This is a genomic window from Amycolatopsis tolypomycina, from assembly GCF_900105945.1.
Classification (GTDB): Bacteria; Actinomycetota; Actinomycetes; order Mycobacteriales; family Pseudonocardiaceae; genus Amycolatopsis; species Amycolatopsis tolypomycina.
The window spans coordinates 879,801-895,450 of record NZ_FNSO01000004.1; the positions used below are offsets into that span (position 1 = coordinate 879,801).

Sequence of the window (15,650 nt, forward strand, 5' to 3'; positions counted from 1 at the left end):
AGATGGCGGTCAAACAGCAGGTTCCGGTTCATCCGCAAGCAGGCTTCTTCGGCGCCGGGCCCTATCCGGCGCGCCGGGCCGCCATCGCCGTCGCGGCGATCGTGGCGGGGTTCGTGCTCACCACCATCTGGTCGGCGCCGTTCGTCGACTCCGTGATCGGGGACAGCGTCGCGAACGGCCTCCTCGGCCACGACGCCAAGGCCACGCCGATCAGCGGCGTCGTCGCCGGGACGCTCTTCGCGTTCGTCTCCGGCCTCGCGGGCTCCTTCACCGCCTGCAACATCGCCGCGTTCGGCGCCGTCGCGCCGCTGGTGGGCGACCAGGCGGGCGGGAAGCGCAGCGCGCTCAAGCCGCTCGGCTGGATCTCCGCCGGCATGCTCACCGTGTCGGTGGTCTACGGCGTGATCGTCGCGCTCGTCGGCACGCGGATGCCGCAGTTCTCCACCGCGAAGACCTCCGGGCTCTCCCCGCGCAGCATCCAGTCCATGGTCGCCTTCGGCATCGTCGGCGTGATCTTCCTGCTGATGGGCCTGATCGCCCTCGGCATCCTCCGCAACCCCTTCGAGAGCTTCACCCGCCGCCACCCCGCCGCGCCGCTGGTGCTGATGGGCGCGCTCATCGGCGGGTTCCTCATCGGACGGCCGTACCCGTTGTTCCGGATCATGTTCCGCGACGCCGCCGAGCAGCACAACGTCTTCTACGGCGCCGCCGCGTTCGCGCTGCAGTCGCTCGGCAACATCGTCGTCATGGCGGTGCTGTTCCTGATCCTGACGTACGCGACGGGCGGCCGCGTGCAGCGCTGGCTGGCCGCGAAACCGGCCCGGATCGCCACCGTGACCGGCGTCGCCCTGCTCGTCGGCGGCACGTTCACGCTGCTCTACTGGGACGTCCGCGTGCTCGGCAGGCTCGGGATCATCTGGTTCCCGATGATCAACTGGTAGTCCCGAGCCAGCGGTAGTCGGGTGCCGGGTCGAGCTGGACGCCGTTCGCGACGGCGACCAGCTCGGCCTGCGGCCGCGCGCCCGACACCCGCAGCCAGCGCCCCGACGGCAGCCGGACGAAGACCATCGGGTCCTTCCCGTCCGCCGGCGCCACGAAGAAGCCTTCGCCGCCGCGGACGGTCACCGACACCGCCACCTTCGGAGTCGGCGGGTTCGGGCCGGCGGTGACCCGCAGCAGCGGAACCGACGGCCGGGCCGGGTCCGCCGCGGTCAGCTCGGTGCTCGCGGTGCCGGCGCCGGTGCCCTGCACCGCGGCCGAGCGTTCGGCCAGCCCCGGCGGCAGCGGGCCGAACCGCACCTCGCCGCGGACGCCGACCGGGTCGGCGGCGACCGCGTCGGCGACCCGCTGGGCGACCGCGCGGGCGTCCGGGAGCCCGGCGATCGACGCGCGCAGCACGTGCGTGTCGTCGGCCAGCCAGGTGAGCTCCGCGGCGACGCCGGAGCCGGTGACCATGCCGACCCGGCCGTGCACCACGACCTGGTCCTTGATCGCCGCGATCTTCAGCGCGGCCTGCGACCACTCCGGGTCGGCGGTCGAGTACGCCGTCAGCGTGATCGACGCCGGCCCGGCGACCCACCGCCGGACCTGCGGGGTGGTCCCGGGCCCGCCTTCGCGGAACTGCTCGGTGAAGCCGCCGGGCAGCCACTCCGGGCCGTAGCCGAGCACCGGGCGGCTCGCGGCAGGCTCGAGGTCCGGCCGGGTCAGCAGCTGCGTCCCCGCGACGGCGCCGAGGACCAGCACCACCACGGCGGCGGCCACCAGTGCCAGCCGGGTCGACGGCCGCCGCGGCCGTCCGGCGCGCGCGAGGGCCTCGTGCACGGCCCGCCCGTCCGGGGCGCGGGTCGCGAGCCGGTCCAGGCTCTCCCGGATCAGCGTCTCGGTCTCGGACTCGGTGCGGGTCATTCGGGGGCTCCGGTCGTGACGGCGGTGTGCGGCAACCCGGCGTGGCGCAGGGTGGTCAGCGCGCGCGAGATCTGGCTGCGCACGGTGGAGACGCCGCACCGCAGGACCGCGGCGATCTCGGCGTCGGAGTAGTTCTCGTAGTAGCGCAGCACGACGGCCGCGCGTTGCTTGCGGGGCAGCGTGGCGAGCAGCCCGAGCATGGCGTCCCGCTCGTCGTAGGCGGCCGCCGGGTCGGGTTCGGGCGGGCCGAGCGCGTCGAGGTCGTCGTGGCTGCTGAGCACCAGCCGCCGCACCGCGCGCCGCCGCCACGAGAGGTACTCGTTGGTGATCATCCGCCGGACGTACGTCGGCGGCGCGGCGATGCCGTCCCAGCGCTGCTGGGCGCGCAGCAGGACGTCCTGGACGACGTCCTGCGCCAGGTGCGGGTCGTTCGTCAGGACGGTGGCGTAGCGGAGCAGCCCGTCCAGCCGCTCCGCCACGAACTCTTCGAAGGTCACACGCGTCCTCTCGGTCACTCCTGTGGACGCATGAGGGGGCCGTGCCGCTGCACGGCGGACGGAAGATTCTTATCGCCCGAGGACGTCCTCCAGCCGGAGGAAGGCGAAACCGGTGGTCGGGAGGTCGCCCACGGCCGGACGGCGCTCGCCGTCGTGGACCACCAGGAGGCCGTGCGGGAAGCGGTGGCCGAGAGACGCGGTGCTGATCGCCGAGCCGTCGGAGTGCTCGACCGAGTCCGTGCCGCGGCCGGCGACGATCCGCAGGTCGCGCACGTGCCTGCCGTACACGACGAACCGCGAGTCGCCCTGGCTGGAGGCGAACAGCGTGCCGTTCGCCACGGCCAGGCCCTCCGCGTCGGCGGTCAGCCACCGGCCGCCGAAGCCGGGGTCGGGGCCGTCCGGAACGCACTCCTCGCTTGCCGCGTCCCAGCGCTGCGGGACGCCGAACGAGCGCACGCGGTCGACCAGCTCGGGCTTCCCGAAGCCGGTGGACGTGAGCGGGATCCGCCAGATCCCGACGTCCTCCTGGGCGGTGTAGAGCACCCGGCCGTCGATGACCGAGCCCTCCAGCTGCGGTCCCTCGCCGGGCTCCTCGCACGGCGACCACGTCGAGCCGTCCGGCAGGCGGAACTCCGACGGCAGGTCCACCGTGTCGATCGGGGCGGTGCCGACCGTCCCGTCCGGCCGGTCGACCAGCCGCCGCAGCGCCACGCGCGTCTCGTGCCGCCGGGTCACCGCGACCCACCGGACGCCGGTGCGCGGGTCCCGGCCCGCGGCCAGGCCGTAGGCGGTCCGCTGCTCGTCCACTTCGGACTCCGACGCGGAGAACACCGGCGCGGCGGCGGGATCGGTGACGTCCCGCAGCACGTGCGCGCCGGCGGCCGAGCCCGCGGGATCGATCCGGTAGACGCGGACCCGGTCCCGGCCGCGATCGCTGACGACGGCCAGGTCGCCGACGACGTCGACGTTGTTGAACCGCCCGCCCGGCCCGGCGGGGACCAGCTGAAGGGTCCGCGCGCCCAGGTCGAACACGGCGAGGCCGCCCTCCTTGAGGGTGCCGAGCACGACGCTGCGTCCGGGGTCGTGCGGGTGCACCCAGATCGCGGGGTCGTCGGCGTCGGCGCCGGCCGGGGTGGCCCCGGCGTCGTCGACGAAGGCCTGCGTCTGCAGGACAGGCGCCGGGTCGCGGGGCGCGGCGGAAGCGGGGACGGCGGTCAGGAGCGAGGCGGCGGCCACGGCCACCGGGAGGAGTCTGCGCACGCGCGGAACCTAGCCGGACCGGGTGGCCGGGGCGTGAACAGCGGATGCCGGATCGCGGGTCGCCCGGGCCCCATGACTACGCTGGTGGGCATGTCTGTCGCGGTGCGGGTGATCCCCTGTCTCGACGTCGACGCGGGCCGGGTGGTGAAGGGTGTCAACTTCGCCGGTCTCCGTGACGCCGGTGACCCCGTCGAGCTGGCCCGGCGCTACGACGCCGAGGGCGCCGACGAGCTCACCTTCCTCGACGTCACGGCGTCCTCGGGCGACCGCGAAACCACCTACGACGTCGTCCGCCGGACCGCCGAGCAGGTCTTCATCCCGCTCACGGTCGGGGGTGGCGTCCGCAGCAACGACGACGTCAACCGGCTGCTGCGGACCGGGGCCGACAAGGTGAGCATCAACACCGCCGCCATCGCGCGGCCCGAGTTCCTCAGCGAGGCGTCACGGCGGTTCGGCGCCCAGTGCATCGTGCTGTCCGTCGACGCCCGGCGCGTGCCCGAAGGCGGCGAGCCGACCGCCTCCGGCTTCGAGGTCACCACCCACGGCGGCCGCCGGGGGACCGGCATCGACGCCGTCGAATGGGCCGCCCGCGGCGAGGAGCTCGGCGTCGGGGAGATCCTGCTCAACTCGATGGACGCCGACGGCACGAAGAACGGCTTCGACCTCGAACTCATCGGGCTCGTCCGCAAGGCGGTGCGCGTCCCGGTGATCGCCAGCGGGGGCGCCGGCGCCGTCGGGCACTTCCTGCCCGCGGTGCGGACCGGGGCCGACGCCGTGCTCGCCGCCAGCGTGTTCCACTTCGGACAGCTGAAGATCGGGGACGTCAAGGACGCCCTGCGCGAAGGCGGGGTCGAGGTCCGGTGAAGTCCTGGCAGGCACCCGTCGAGGTGAAGGTCACCGCCGGCCTGCTGGCCGGGCTGCCCGTCGCCTGGGCGCTGCTCAACCTGATCCCCGTGCTGAGTGCCGGGGCGAGCCTGAACATCTACCGGATGCCCGCGCTCGCGCTGATCCTCGGCGGCGTCGTCACCACCGGGCTGGTGCTGAAGATGGGCAGCGCGCGGATCGGCGGCCTGGTCGTCGCCGTCGTCTTCGCGCTGCTGCACGCGTTCCTGCTGCTCGGTGCCGAGCTGTGGTTCAACAAGCTGTTCTCCGGCCTCTCCTTCGCCGGTTACGCCTACGCGTTCGTCCTGCTGAACTCGATGCCGCTCAAGCGGCACATCCTGGGAGCCCGAGCATGACCCTGGACGCGGCCGTCTCGGCGCGCCTCAAGCGCAACGCCGACGGCCTGATCGCCGCGGTCGTCGTCGAGCACGCCACTTCGGACGTGCTGATGATGGCCTGGATGAACGACGACGCCCTCGCCGCCACCCTCGCCACCCGCCGCGGGACGTACTGGTCGCGCAGCCGGCGGAAGCTGTGGGTCAAGGGCGAGACGTCGGGGCACTACCAGCACGTTCGCGAGGTGCGGATCGACTGCGACGGCGATACGGTGCTGCTGCGCGTCGACCAGACCGGCCCGGCCTGTCACACCGGCACGCACACCTGCTTCGACACCGAGGAACGCCTCCTCCTGGCCGATGAGAAAGAGCACGCGTGACCATCGTCGCCGATATCCTGGTCGGGCTCGTCGCCCTGATCCACCTCTACATCGTCGTCCTGGAGATGTTCCTCTGGACGAGCCCCCGCGCTCGCGCCGGCTTCGGCACGACGAAGGAGTTCGCGGAGCAGACGAAAACGCTCGCCGCGAACCAGGGGCTCTACAACGGCTTCCTGGCGCTCGCGCTGGTGTGGGGGCTCGTCGCGAGCGACCCGACCGGGTTCCAGCTCAAGCTGTACGGCATCGTCTGCGTGATCGTCGCGGGCCTCTACGGCGCCGCGACGGCCAGCAAGAAGATCCTCTTCGTGCAGGTGGTCCCGGGCGTGCTGGCGCTCGCCGCGCTGCTGCTCGCCCGCTGACCGTCACCGGGCGGCTTCGCGCAGCAGCGCCTGGGACTCCTCTTCGCCCAGCGCCGTTTTGAGCAGGAGCTTGGCGACTTTCTGGTGCCCGGAAATCTGCGTGTCCTCGTGGAGGAAAGCCGTCGAGCAGACGTGTTCGACGGACGCGATCGGGGGCGAGCCGGGGAACTCGTGGATTTCGAACGGGCCGACCAGGCCGGGGTGGTAGCCGATTCCGGCGGGGACGATGCGCAGGCTGATGTTCCGGCGCGCGGACAGCGCCAGCAGGTGGTCGATCTGGTCGGACATCACCCCGGGCGGGCCGAAGTTCTCCTGGAGCGCCCGTTCGCCGAGCACCGCGGTGAAGCGGATCGGGTCGTAGCCGGTGAGGATTCCCTGCCGGGCCAGCCTGACCCGCAGCTGCCGGTCGGCCTGGTCGATCGGGACCGCGGAATTGTCCATGATGGCCCGGATGTAGTCCGGGGTCTGCAGCAGTCCGGGCACGATCAGCGGCGCCCACGCCGTGATGGCCGACGCGGTCCGTTCGAGGTCCAATTTCGTGGTGAGCGCGAACGGGATGTCGGTGTTGCCGGACGCGAGCCAATTGGGTTCGCGGGTGTGCCGGGCGAGTGCCCGGATCCGGTCGCGCTTTTCGCCGGTGACACCGAGCAGCGCGAGGATCGCGGACACGTCTTCGACGCTCGGCAGGCGATGTCCCTTTTCCCAGACGGACAGCAGCTGGGGCAGGATACCCAGTTTGTCGGCGAGCGCCCGCAAACCGATTTTGCGTGCTTCGCGTTCTTCACGCAGTGAAGCGGCGAGAGTTCTCGCGGCGGGTCCCGAAGACGTTGGCTTCATGCGGCGATGATACGAATACCGTCGATTCCCCGATTGTGCGAATGGTGTCCACGAATCACGATTCGCCGCCATTTCATCCGGCGTCCGGGTGACGATTGCCTGCTCACTTGCACGTCCGGCGCGGGCGTCCGGTTGCCTTCGGGCGCTGTGCCTTTTCTCGCAGCATCGGCGCCGCGCACGGCTCCTGTCCGTTGGATCGCCGTGGCCGGCAGCGGGATCGCCGGACTGGTCCTGTTCGACAAGGCGGCCGACGAGCTCCGTGCAGCACCACACCCGGGGCCGGATGACGTTCCGGGTGCGCTACGGCACCCGGACCGCGGAGATCGCCCGTGATTCGAGGGATTCCTGCTCCGTCGGCGAGAAAGTCACCGTGATCTACGACCGCGCGGACCCGGACCGGGCGCGCACGCCGAAGGAGGCGAACAAGAGCCGCGGTGGGCTGGTGGGGCCGGGCCCGCGCGGTCGCGGCCACCGGGTGGCGGAACGCGACGGTCGACATCGTGCGCGTCTTCGTCCCCCGGCACCGCTCCCTGCGGCGGCCCCCGCCGGACATCCACGTCCGCTACCGCGAAGGCACCGGGATCCGGTTGCGGGCCATGTCTTCGACGCACGGGGCCAACGCGCTCGCGGACTTCACCGACCGGCTCGCGTGGGCCGGGGGCTGGGCACGGCACATGGTCGTCCTCTTCCCGAACGGCCCGCGCCGCCCCGGGCCCTACGCGGTGCCGGCGTACGCGCTGACGCGGCGCACCGAGGGCGGGGACCACCGGTGAAGGGGTGGTTCGTGGTGACCGCGGCGCTGGGCTGGTGGCGCCGGGTGGCGGATCGCGGCGGTGACGGTCGGGCCGTGGGCCCGGCGCGGGCCGGAGATCGAGGCCCGGTACCGCGACGGCAGCGGCATCACGCTGCGTGGCGCGCCGTCGCCGCACCGCCCGGCGTCGTGGTCGGCCGTGGATCGGCGGCTGGGGGCGGCAGGTGGTCGTGCTGTTCGCGGGCGGGCGCGCGATCCCGGTGCGCGCGACCGGGCCGCGGGGCTAGCCGATGTCGCCGGTGAGGTAGCGCTGCAGGTTGGGCGCGATCGCCCGGACCAGTACCTCGACATCCTCGGTGGTGAGCGGCTCGAACTTCGCGACGTACCGGACCATGCCCAGGCCCACCATCTGGGTCGCGCAGAGGTTCATCCGCAGCGGGATGCGGTCCGAGCCGACCGAGTCGATCAGCGCGCTGAAGAACCGCTGGAAGAAGTCGCGCAGCACGTGCCCGGCCTGCTCGTGGCCGGTGATGCTGCGGATGAGCGCCACGAACACGCCGCCGCCCGCGGTGTCCCAGCTGGTGATGAAGGTGCGGACGATCCGCTCGCCCAGCTCGTCGGCGGGGCCGTCGAGCAGCGCCTTCTGCAGCACCAGGGGATCGAACGGCAGCTCGAGGACGGCCTGGGCGAACAGGCCCTCCTTGCCGCCGAACCAGTGGTTGACCATGGCCGCGTCGACGCCGGCGCGGGTGGCGATCGCGCGCACGGTCGCGCCGTCGTAGCCCGTTTCGGCGAACACGGCCCGCGCGGCTTCGACCAGCGCCGTGCGGGTGTCCTGGCCCGCGGGCCGCCGGCCGCGGCGGCGGGCCGTAGTCTCGGTGTTGTCGGTGGTGCTCACGGTTCCATCATGACGCACGGTGCCATCAAATTCAAAGAGTGTTGAATTTGACACCCGGCATCGCCGGTCGTCCGCGGACCGGCACAATGAGGGCCATGGTCAGCGCATCCGCCGGTTCGACCGGTCCCGGCCCGGTCAGCCCGTCCCGCGAGGACTTCCGCGTCCTCGCCGAGAGCCGCCGCGTCATCCCGGTCGTGCGCCGGGTCCTCGCCGACGGCGAGACGCCGATCGGGGTGTACCGCAAGCTCGCCGCCGACCGGCCCGGCACGTTCCTCTTCGAGTCCGCCGAGAACGGCGCGTCCTGGACCCGCTGGTCGTTCATCGGCGTCCGCAGCCCGGCCGCGCTCACCGTCCGCGACGGCGAAGCGGTCTGGACCGGCACCCCGCCGGTCGGCCTGCCCACCGAGGGCAACCCCCTCGAAGTCCTGCGCGAGACCATCGAGGCCCTGCACACCGAGCCGCTGCCCGGGCTGCCCCCGCTGACCGGCGGCATGGTCGGCTACATCGGCTACGACGCCGTGCGCTGGCTGGAAAAGCTGCCCGAGCTGGCCGAGCGCGACCTCGACGTGCCCGAGCTGACCATGCTCCTGGCCACCGACCTCGCGGCCTTCGACCACCACGAGGGCACGGTCACGCTCATCGCGAACGCCGTCAACTGGGACGACTCGCCCGAGCGCGTGGACGCGGCCTACGACGACGCCGTCGCCCGCCTCTCCGCCATGACCGAGCAGCTGCAGGTGGCCGCGCCCGCCACTGTCGCCGCGTTCGACCGGCCCGCGCCGGAATTCACCCGGAAGCGGTCGAAGGCGGACTTCCACGCGGCCGTCGAGAAGGCCGTCGAGGCGATCAAGGCCGGCGAAGCGTTCCAGATCGTGCCGTCGCAACGGTTCGAGATCCCGACCGCGGCCGACGCGATCGACATCTACCGCGTGCTGCGGACGTCGAACCCGAGCCCGTACATGTACCTGCTGCGGCTGGAGGGCTTCGACATCGTCGGCTCCAGCCCCGAATCCCTCGTCACCGTGCGGGACGGCCGCGCGACCACCCACCCGATCGCGGGCACCCGCTGGCGCGGCGCCGACCCGGAGGAGGACGCCCAGCTGGCCAAGGACCTCCTGGCCGACGAGAAGGAGCGCGCCGAGCACCTGATGCTCGTCGACCTCGGCCGCAACGACCTCGGCAAGGTCTGCAAGCCGGGCACCGTGCGCGTCGTCGACTTCTTCCAGATCGAGCGCTACAGCCACGTCATGCACATCGTGTCCACCGTCACCGGCGAGCTGGCCGAGGGCAAGACGGCGTTCGACGCGGTCACCGCGTGCTTCCCGGCCGGGACGCTGTCCGGCGCGCCGAAGGTCCGCGCGATGGAGCTGATCGAGGAACTGGAGCCGGTCCGCCGCGCGCTGTACGGCGGGGTGGTCGGCTACCTCGACTTCGCCGGTGACGCCGACACGGCGATCGCGATCCGCACCGCGCTGGTCAAGGACGGCATCGCGCACGTCCAGGCCGGGGGCGGGGTGGTCGCCGACTCGGTGCCGGACTACGAGGACACCGAATCGCTGAACAAGGCCCGGACCGTGCTGTCGGCGGTGGCCGCGGCGCAGACGATGGTGGCGGCGGGCGCCCTCGACCCGGCCGCGGACGCCGCGCATGTCTGACACGCCGGACGCGCCGGGGCAGCCGGGCGCCGCCGCGCCGGCCAGGGACGCGGCCACAGATGCGGCCGGCGGCGCCCCGGCCACGGATGCGGCCGCTCCGGCGGCGAAGCGTCCACTGTGGATGATGGTCGTCGCGCTGCTGCTCGGCGCGCTCGCCCTGTGGGGTGCGTCACGCCTGACGTGGTTCGCCGAGTTCCGCGACGGCGGCGTTCGCGGCACCGTCCTGTACCGCGAGACCGGCGAGCAGCGGGCGAGCGCGCTCGTGCCGCTGGCGCTGCTGGCACTGGCCGGCGTGGCCGGGCTGGTGGCCACCGGCGGCTGGGCGCGGCGCGTGCTCGGCGTGGTGCTCGCGCTGGCCGGCGTGGCGGCGGTCTGGCTCGGCGTCGCCGGGGTCCGGTTCTCCGGCTACGCCGACGGCCTGCCAGTGACGGAGATGCTGCTGGGCCGCGGGCTCGTCGTGCTCGGGGGAATTCTCGTCGCCACCGGCGGGTTGGCCGCCGTCAAGGGCGCGTCCCGGGCCACCCGGCTCGGCGCCAAGTACGCGGCTCCGGCCACCCGGAAAAAGGTCCGTGACCCCGACGCCCAGCTGTGGGACGCCCTGTCCGAAGGGGAAGACCCGACCGACGTCCGGGGCAGGCATTCGGAGTAACGCGCACACCCGGAACCGGGCGTCTCGGATGCGGGGGTTAGCATCGTTTCGGCGGGAAGGGGAAGGTTTTTGTGAGCGACCTTGCGAGTGAATCCGTGAGCACGCGCCCTGGTGGGGGCGCCCGGTGAGCGTGCTCGAAGACATCGTCGCCGGCGTGCGGGAAGATCTCGCCGTGCGGGAATCCGCGCTGCCGTTCGACGAGCTGAAGATCCGCGCGGCCGCCGCCCCGGCGCCGCGCGACGTGATGGCCGCCCTGCGCGAGTCCGGCATCGGCGTCATCGCCGAAGTCAAGCGGCGCAGCCCGTCGAAGGGCGAGCTGGCCGACATCCCCGACCCGGCCGCGCTGGCGAAGGACTACGAAGCCGGTGGGGCGCGCGTGATCAGCGTGCTCACCGAGCAGCGCCGCTTCGGCGGCTCGCTGGCCGACCTGGACGCGGTCCGCGCCGCGGTGGACATCCCCATCCTGCGCAAGGACTTCGTCGTCAGCCCCTACCAGGTGCACGAGGCCCGCCTGCACGGCGCCGACATGGTGCTGCTGATCGTCGCCGCGCTGGAGCAGAACGCGCTCGTCGCCCTGCTCGACCGCGTCGAGTCGCTGGGCATGACGGCGCTGGTGGAGATCCACAACGCCGAGGAGGCCGACCGCGCGCTCGAAGCGGGCGCCAAGGTCATCGGCGTCAACGCGCGCAACCTGCACACCCTCGAGGTCGACCGCGACGTCTTCTCGCGGCTGGCCCCCGGCCTGCCGATGGACGTCTACAAGGTCGCCGAGTCCGGCGTCCGCGGCCCGGGCGACTTGATGTCGTACGCCGGTCACGGCGCCGACGCGGTGCTGGTCGGCGAGGGGCTCGTGGCCTCCGGCGACCCGAAGGGCGCCCTGGTCAAGCTGGTCACCGCCGGATCCCACCCCGCCTGCCCGAGGCCGTCGCGGTGACCGCAGAGCACGACAAGCACGACCCGGACGAGCGCGGCTACTACGGCCCGTACGGCGGGCGGTTCATGCCGGAGGCGCTGATCGGCGTCGTCGACGAGGTCGCCACCGAGTACGACAAGGCCCGGCACGACCCGGAGTTCCTGAACGAGTTCAACCGCCTGCTGCGTGAGTACGCGGGCCGTCCGTCGCTGCTCACCGAGGCCAAGCGCTTCGGCGAGCACGCCGGCGGCGCGCGGGTGTTCCTCAAGCGCGAGGACCTCAACCACACCGGCTCGCACAAGATCAACAACGTGCTGGGCCAGGCGCTGCTCACCAAGCGGATGGGCAAGAAGCGGGTCATCGCCGAGACCGGCGCGGGCCAGCACGGCGTCGCGACGGCCACCGCGTGCGCGCTGCTCGACCTCGACTGCGTCGTCTACATGGGCGAGGTCGACACCGAGCGCCAGGCGCTGAACGTGGCTCGCATGCGGCTGCTCGGCGCCGAGGTCATCCCGGTCAAGACCGGGTCGCGGACGCTGAAGGACGCGATCAACGAGGCGCTGCGCGACTGGGTCACCAACGCCGACACCACGCACTACCTGTTCGGCACGGCCGCGGGCCCGGCGCCGTTCCCGACGATGGTGCGCAACTTCCACCACGTCATCGGCACCGAGGCGCGCGAGCAGATCCTCGAGCAGGCCGGTCGGCTGCCGGACGTCGTCGCGGCGTGCGTCGGCGGCGGGTCGAACGCGATCGGCATCTTCTCGGGCTTCTACGACGACCCGTCGGTGCGGCTGGTCGGCCTGGAGCCGGGCGGCGAGGGCATCGAGGGCAACCGCCACGGCGCGACGCTGACCAAGGGCACCCCGGGCAACCTGCACGGCGCGATGACGTACCTGCTGCAGGACGAGGACGGCCAGACGGTCGAGTCGCACTCGATCTCGGCCGGGCTCGACTACCCGGGCGTCGGCCCGGAGCACGCGTGGCTGAAGGACACCGGCCGCGCCGAGTACCGCCCGGTGACCGACGCCGAGGCGATGGACGCGTTCAAGCTGCTGTCCCGCACCGAGGGCATCATCCCGGCGATCGAGTCGGCGCACGCGCTGGCCGGCGCGCTGGAGCTGGGCCGCGAGCTGGGCCCGGACGGCCTGATCGTGGTGAACCTGTCGGGCCGCGGCGACAAGGACATGGACACGGCGGCGAAGTGGTTCGGACTGGTGAACGAATGAGCGGGTTGGACGACCTCTTCGCGGCCACGCGTGCGGAGGGCCGCGGAGCCCTGATCGGCTACCTGCCCGCCGGGTTCCCCACGGTCGACGGCTCGAAGGACCTGATCGCGGCGTGCGTCGACGGCGGCGCGGACCTCATCGAGGTCGGCGTCCCGTACTCGGACCCGGTGATGGACGGCCCGACCATCCAGGCCGCCTCGGTGACCGCGCTGGACAACGGCTTCCGGTTGAAGCACCTGTTCGAGGTCGTGGAGTCGGTGTCGTCGCGCGGTGGTCGTGCGGTCGTGATGACGTACTGGAACCCGGTCAACCGCTACGGCGTGGACCGCTTCGCGCGCGACCTGGCGTCGGCGGGCGGGCTCGGCCTGATCACGCCGGACCTGATCCCGGACGAGGCTTCTTCCTGGATGACTGCCTCTTCCGAGCATGGTTTGGACCGCACGTTCCTGGTGGCGCCTTCGTCCTCGGAGGAGCGGCTGGCGTTGACGGCGGCGGCGTCGTCGGGCTTCATCTACGCGACCGCGGTGATGGGTGTGACGGGTGCGCGTGACCAGGTCGGCGCGGGCGCGGAGGAGCTGGTGCGGCGCACGCGCGCGCACACGACGTTGCCGATCGGCGTGGGCCTGGGCGTGCGTTCGGGCGACCAGGCGGCGGAGGTGGCATCGTTCGCGGACGCGGTGATCGTGGGCTCGGCCCTGGTCACGGCGGCGGCCGAGGGTGCCGAGGGCGTTCGTGCGCTGTCGGCCGAGCTGGCGGAAGGTGTGCGCCGGGCCGTCACACCTGCGTGACACCCCTCGCCCGATCAGGCCTGCCGGTGGCGGTGGGCGCGCTGGACCGTCGACGAGGTTCTCACCCTGCCCGCGGCACAAACCTTGGCGCAGCGGATCGAACTCGTCGGCGGAGTCCTCGTCGTGAGCCCGTGGTCGGAGCACCGAGCTGCTGCCCGGCCATCACGAAGAGCGGCGAAACGGATATCGAGCTCACAAGGCCCTTCAATGCCACAATCCGCCTCGCCTGACCGCCTCTTGTACGAAACCTGTACGCACCCGCGTCAAAGTCCCGCCCATGGACATCGCACACCTCCCGCGGCGCAGCTTCCTCCGCGGTGCCGCCGGCCTCGCCGTCGCCGGGGCTGCCGGCCTGGTCCTCCCCGGCGCCGCCCGCGCCGCCGGGACCGAGCCGCGCATCTACAGCTGTGACGAGTGGGGTGCGCGGCCGCCCGCCGATGCGCTCACCACGCTCGACCACCCCGCGAACCGGATCCTCGTCCACCACATGGCCAGCGCCAACACCACCGACTACTCGCTGGCCCAGGCGTTCCAGATCGCCCGCGACACCCAGCACGACCACATCGACAACAACGGCTGGTCGGACTCCGGCCAGCACTTCAGCGTCAGCCGCGGCGGGTACCGGCTCGAAGGCCGGCACGGCAGCCTCGGCACCGTGCGCGGCCGCACCACCATGATCCAAGGCGCGCACTGCCCCGGGCAGAACACCAACGCCATCGGCATCGAGAACGAAGGCCTCTACAGCGCTGTCGAGCCGCCCCAGGCGCAGTGGGCGTCGCTCGTAGTGCTGTGCGCCTACATCTGCCGGCAGTACGGCATCCCCGTCGACGAGATCAAGGGCCACCGCGACTACTACAACACCGAATGCCCGGGCGACAAGCTCTACGCGAAGCTCCCGCAGCTGCGCAGCGAAGTCGCCAAGGCGCTCAAGTCAATGTAGGTACCGCATCACGGCGCACAGCTCGTCCGGCGGCAGCGCACCCAGCCGGTCGAGCTCGCCGCGGCGGACGTCCGCCAGGGTCGTCGCCAGCTCCGGGCCGAACGCCGACGTCAGCGCCGCGTCCGCCTCGAACGCCGTCACGGCTTCGGCCAGCGAGGTCGGCAGCCGCTCGGCGCCGGGGAGCGTGCCCGGGTCGACGTCGACCGGCTCGGGCAGCGTCGAGCGAGCCGACACCCCGGCCAGGCCCGCGAAGATCAGCGCCGCCACCACCAGGTACGGGTTCGCCGTCAGGTCGAAGCACTTGACCTCGAAGTTCGCCGCCCGGTCACGCTGCCCGGCCGGGCCCTGGACCAGCCGCAGCGGCGCCTCGCGGTTCTCCAGGCCCCACACGCGGAACACCCCGGCCCAGTGGTGCGGTTCGAGCCGCAGGTAGCTGACCACCGACGGCGCGCCGATCGCCAGCAGCGCCGGCAGCCGCGAAAGGATCCCCGCGCCGAACGCCTCCGCCGTCTCCGTGAGCCCGAACCGCCGGTCGCCGCCGGAGCACAGGTTGCGGTCGCCGTCCCACAGGCTCAGGTGGACGTGGCCGCCGTTGCCGACGCCGTCCGGGGCGAACTTCGGCGTGAACGACGCCCGCAGCCCGTACTGCTCGCTGACCGTCCGGATGGTCTCGCGGGTCAGCACCGCGACGTCCGCCGCGCGCACCGGGTCGCCCGCGGCCACCGACACCTCGAACTGCCCGGCCGCGTACTCCGGGTGGATCTGTTCCACCGCGACCCCCTGGGCGGCCAACGTGGCCACCAGCTTGCGCAGGTAACCCGCCTGCGAAGACAGCCGCGCGTAGCCGTAGGCCGGGCCCGCGGTGGCCGAGCGCGGGTCGTCCGGCGCGTCCGCCGCCGTGATCACCCACTCGATCTCGAACGCCGTCCGCGCGTTGTAGCCCAGGTCCGCGAGCCGGGCCGTCGCGGTCGCGGCCAGTGCCCGCGCGTCCTGCGGGTGCGGCTCGCCGTCCTGGTCGTACCGCCACGCCGGCGCCCACGCCCAGCCGGGCTGCGCGGCCAGCGGCACGAGCGCGTCGAGGTCCGGGTGCAGCCGCAGGTCGCCGACCGGGCCGCGGGAATGCGCACCGCCGACGATGTCGTCGGTGGCCAGGAAGAAGTCGAACGAGTTCGACGCGCCGACACCCCACGCCGCCGCGGACCACAGCCGGTCCACCGGCACGGCCTTGACCCGCGCGATGCCGCTGTTGTCCACGAAGGTCAGCGCGACGAGCTCCACGCCGGCGGCGCGCAGGCCGTCGGCCCGGAGTGCGCCCTGTTGCGCGAGTTCTGCCCGATCGAGCCGGCTCATCCCGCCCCCGTCCGTTCCGCTG

At 72.6% G+C, this 15,650-nt stretch carries 18 protein-coding genes; 12 read left to right on the forward strand and 6 right to left on the reverse strand.

The annotated features are described in order from the left end of the window. Positions 1 to 2 precede the first annotated feature (2 nt). Positions 3 to 941 (forward strand): hypothetical protein, encoded by a 939-nt coding sequence (locus tag BLW76_RS14815; protein WP_091307390.1) that lies wholly within the window; start codon positions 3 to 5, stop codon positions 939 to 941. On the opposite strand, the gene BLW76_RS14820 is transcribed toward BLW76_RS14815, so the two are convergent. The 3 genes from BLW76_RS14820 to BLW76_RS14830 form a co-directional block, all read right to left on the reverse strand. Beyond that, complete coding sequence (locus BLW76_RS14820) at positions 931 to 1,905, reverse strand: hypothetical protein (protein WP_091307393.1); 975 nt, start codon at positions 1,903 to 1,905, stop codon at positions 931 to 933. The genes BLW76_RS14815 and BLW76_RS14820 overlap by 11 nt on opposite strands. Further along, entirely contained in the window at positions 1,902 to 2,402 is a 501-nt protein-coding gene (locus tag BLW76_RS14825) for a SigE family RNA polymerase sigma factor (RefSeq protein ID WP_091307394.1), read from the reverse strand. Before BLW76_RS14825 ends, BLW76_RS14820 begins: the two co-directional genes overlap by 4 nt. 69 nt (positions 2,403 to 2,471) lie before the next feature. Then, complete coding sequence (locus BLW76_RS14830; RefSeq protein ID WP_091307397.1) at positions 2,472 to 3,644, reverse strand: phytase; 1,173 nt, start codon at positions 3,642 to 3,644, stop codon at positions 2,472 to 2,474. Positions 3,645 to 3,752: 108 nt separating this feature from the next. Here BLW76_RS14830 and hisF point away from each other — a divergent pair, with 108 nt between their 5' ends. The 4 genes from hisF to BLW76_RS14850 are packed head-to-tail and all read left to right on the forward strand — an operon-like array spanning position 3,753 to position 5,618. Further along, on the forward strand, positions 3,753 to 4,526 hold the full coding sequence (gene hisF, locus BLW76_RS14835; protein WP_091319408.1) for an imidazole glycerol phosphate synthase subunit HisF: 774 nt from the start codon (positions 3,753 to 3,755) through the stop codon (positions 4,524 to 4,526). Next, on the forward strand, positions 4,523 to 4,900 hold the full coding sequence (locus BLW76_RS14840; protein WP_091307400.1) for a hypothetical protein: 378 nt from the start codon (positions 4,523 to 4,525) through the stop codon (positions 4,898 to 4,900). Before hisF ends, BLW76_RS14840 begins: the two co-directional genes overlap by 4 nt. Next, positions 4,897 to 5,259 carry a phosphoribosyl-AMP cyclohydrolase gene (hisI, locus tag BLW76_RS14845; protein ID WP_004561853.1) on the forward strand — a complete coding sequence of 121 codons (363 nt, stop codon included), beginning with the start codon at positions 4,897 to 4,899 and terminating at the stop codon, positions 5,257 to 5,259. The genes BLW76_RS14840 and hisI overlap by 4 nt, the downstream gene beginning before the upstream one ends. Then, the gene (locus tag BLW76_RS14850; RefSeq protein ID WP_091307401.1) at positions 5,256 to 5,618 is read left to right on the forward strand and encodes a DUF1304 domain-containing protein; all 363 of its coding nucleotides are present in this window, start codon (positions 5,256 to 5,258) and stop codon (positions 5,616 to 5,618) included. The genes hisI and BLW76_RS14850 overlap by 4 nt, the downstream gene beginning before the upstream one ends. 3 nt (positions 5,619 to 5,621) lie before the next feature. Here the strand turns inward: BLW76_RS14850 and BLW76_RS14855 are convergent, their stop codons facing one another. Next, the gene (locus BLW76_RS14855) at positions 5,622 to 6,455 is read right to left on the reverse strand and encodes a helix-turn-helix domain-containing protein (protein WP_091307404.1); all 834 of its coding nucleotides are present in this window, start codon (positions 6,453 to 6,455) and stop codon (positions 5,622 to 5,624) included. Between the two features lie 434 nt (positions 6,456 to 6,889). On the opposite strand from BLW76_RS14855, the gene BLW76_RS49125 reads away from it, so the two are divergent. Then, positions 6,890 to 7,228: a hypothetical protein gene (locus tag BLW76_RS49125; protein ID WP_208613295.1), complete on the forward strand. Its 339-nt coding sequence runs from the start codon at positions 6,890 to 6,892 to the stop codon at positions 7,226 to 7,228. Between the two features lie 261 nt (positions 7,229 to 7,489). On the opposite strand, the gene BLW76_RS14870 is transcribed toward BLW76_RS49125, so the two are convergent. Beyond that, complete coding sequence (locus tag BLW76_RS14870) at positions 7,490 to 8,104, reverse strand: TetR/AcrR family transcriptional regulator (RefSeq protein ID WP_091307405.1); 615 nt, start codon at positions 8,102 to 8,104, stop codon at positions 7,490 to 7,492. A 95-nt stretch (positions 8,105 to 8,199) separates the two neighbouring features. Between BLW76_RS14870 and BLW76_RS14875 the strand changes: the two genes are divergently transcribed. The 6 genes from BLW76_RS14875 to BLW76_RS14900 all read left to right on the forward strand — a co-directional run bounded on the left by BLW76_RS14875 (position 8,200) and on the right by BLW76_RS14900 (position 14,278). After that, positions 8,200 to 9,759, forward strand: coding sequence for an anthranilate synthase component I (locus BLW76_RS14875; RefSeq protein ID WP_091307408.1), 1,560 nt, complete (start codon positions 8,200 to 8,202; stop codon positions 9,757 to 9,759). 121 nt (positions 9,760 to 9,880) lie between these two features. Continuing rightward, a complete protein-coding gene (locus BLW76_RS14880) occupies positions 9,881 to 10,408 on the forward strand; it encodes a Trp biosynthesis-associated membrane protein (protein ID WP_091307409.1) in 528 nt (175 codons plus the stop codon). A gap of 124 nt (positions 10,409 to 10,532) precedes the next feature. Then, positions 10,533 to 11,342, forward strand: a complete 810-nt coding sequence (gene trpC, locus BLW76_RS14885) for an indole-3-glycerol phosphate synthase TrpC (RefSeq protein WP_091307414.1) — start codon at positions 10,533 to 10,535, stop codon at positions 11,340 to 11,342. After that, the gene (gene trpB / locus BLW76_RS14890) at positions 11,339 to 12,550 is read left to right on the forward strand and encodes a tryptophan synthase subunit beta (RefSeq protein ID WP_091307417.1); all 1,212 of its coding nucleotides are present in this window, start codon (positions 11,339 to 11,341) and stop codon (positions 12,548 to 12,550) included. The genes trpC and trpB overlap by 4 nt, the downstream gene beginning before the upstream one ends. Then, positions 12,547 to 13,338, forward strand: a complete 792-nt coding sequence (trpA, locus tag BLW76_RS14895) for a tryptophan synthase subunit alpha (RefSeq protein WP_091307420.1) — start codon at positions 12,547 to 12,549, stop codon at positions 13,336 to 13,338. Before trpB ends, trpA begins: the two co-directional genes overlap by 4 nt. 277 nt (positions 13,339 to 13,615) lie before the next feature. After that, complete coding sequence (locus tag BLW76_RS14900) at positions 13,616 to 14,278, forward strand: peptidoglycan recognition protein family protein (protein WP_091307423.1); 663 nt, start codon at positions 13,616 to 13,618, stop codon at positions 14,276 to 14,278. Here BLW76_RS14900 and BLW76_RS14905 read toward each other — a convergent pair. After that, on the reverse strand, positions 14,270 to 15,628 hold the full coding sequence (locus BLW76_RS14905) for a glutamine synthetase family protein (protein WP_091307426.1): 1,359 nt from the start codon (positions 15,626 to 15,628) through the stop codon (positions 14,270 to 14,272). The genes BLW76_RS14900 and BLW76_RS14905 overlap by 9 nt on opposite strands. Positions 15,629 to 15,650: the final 22 nt, after the last annotated feature.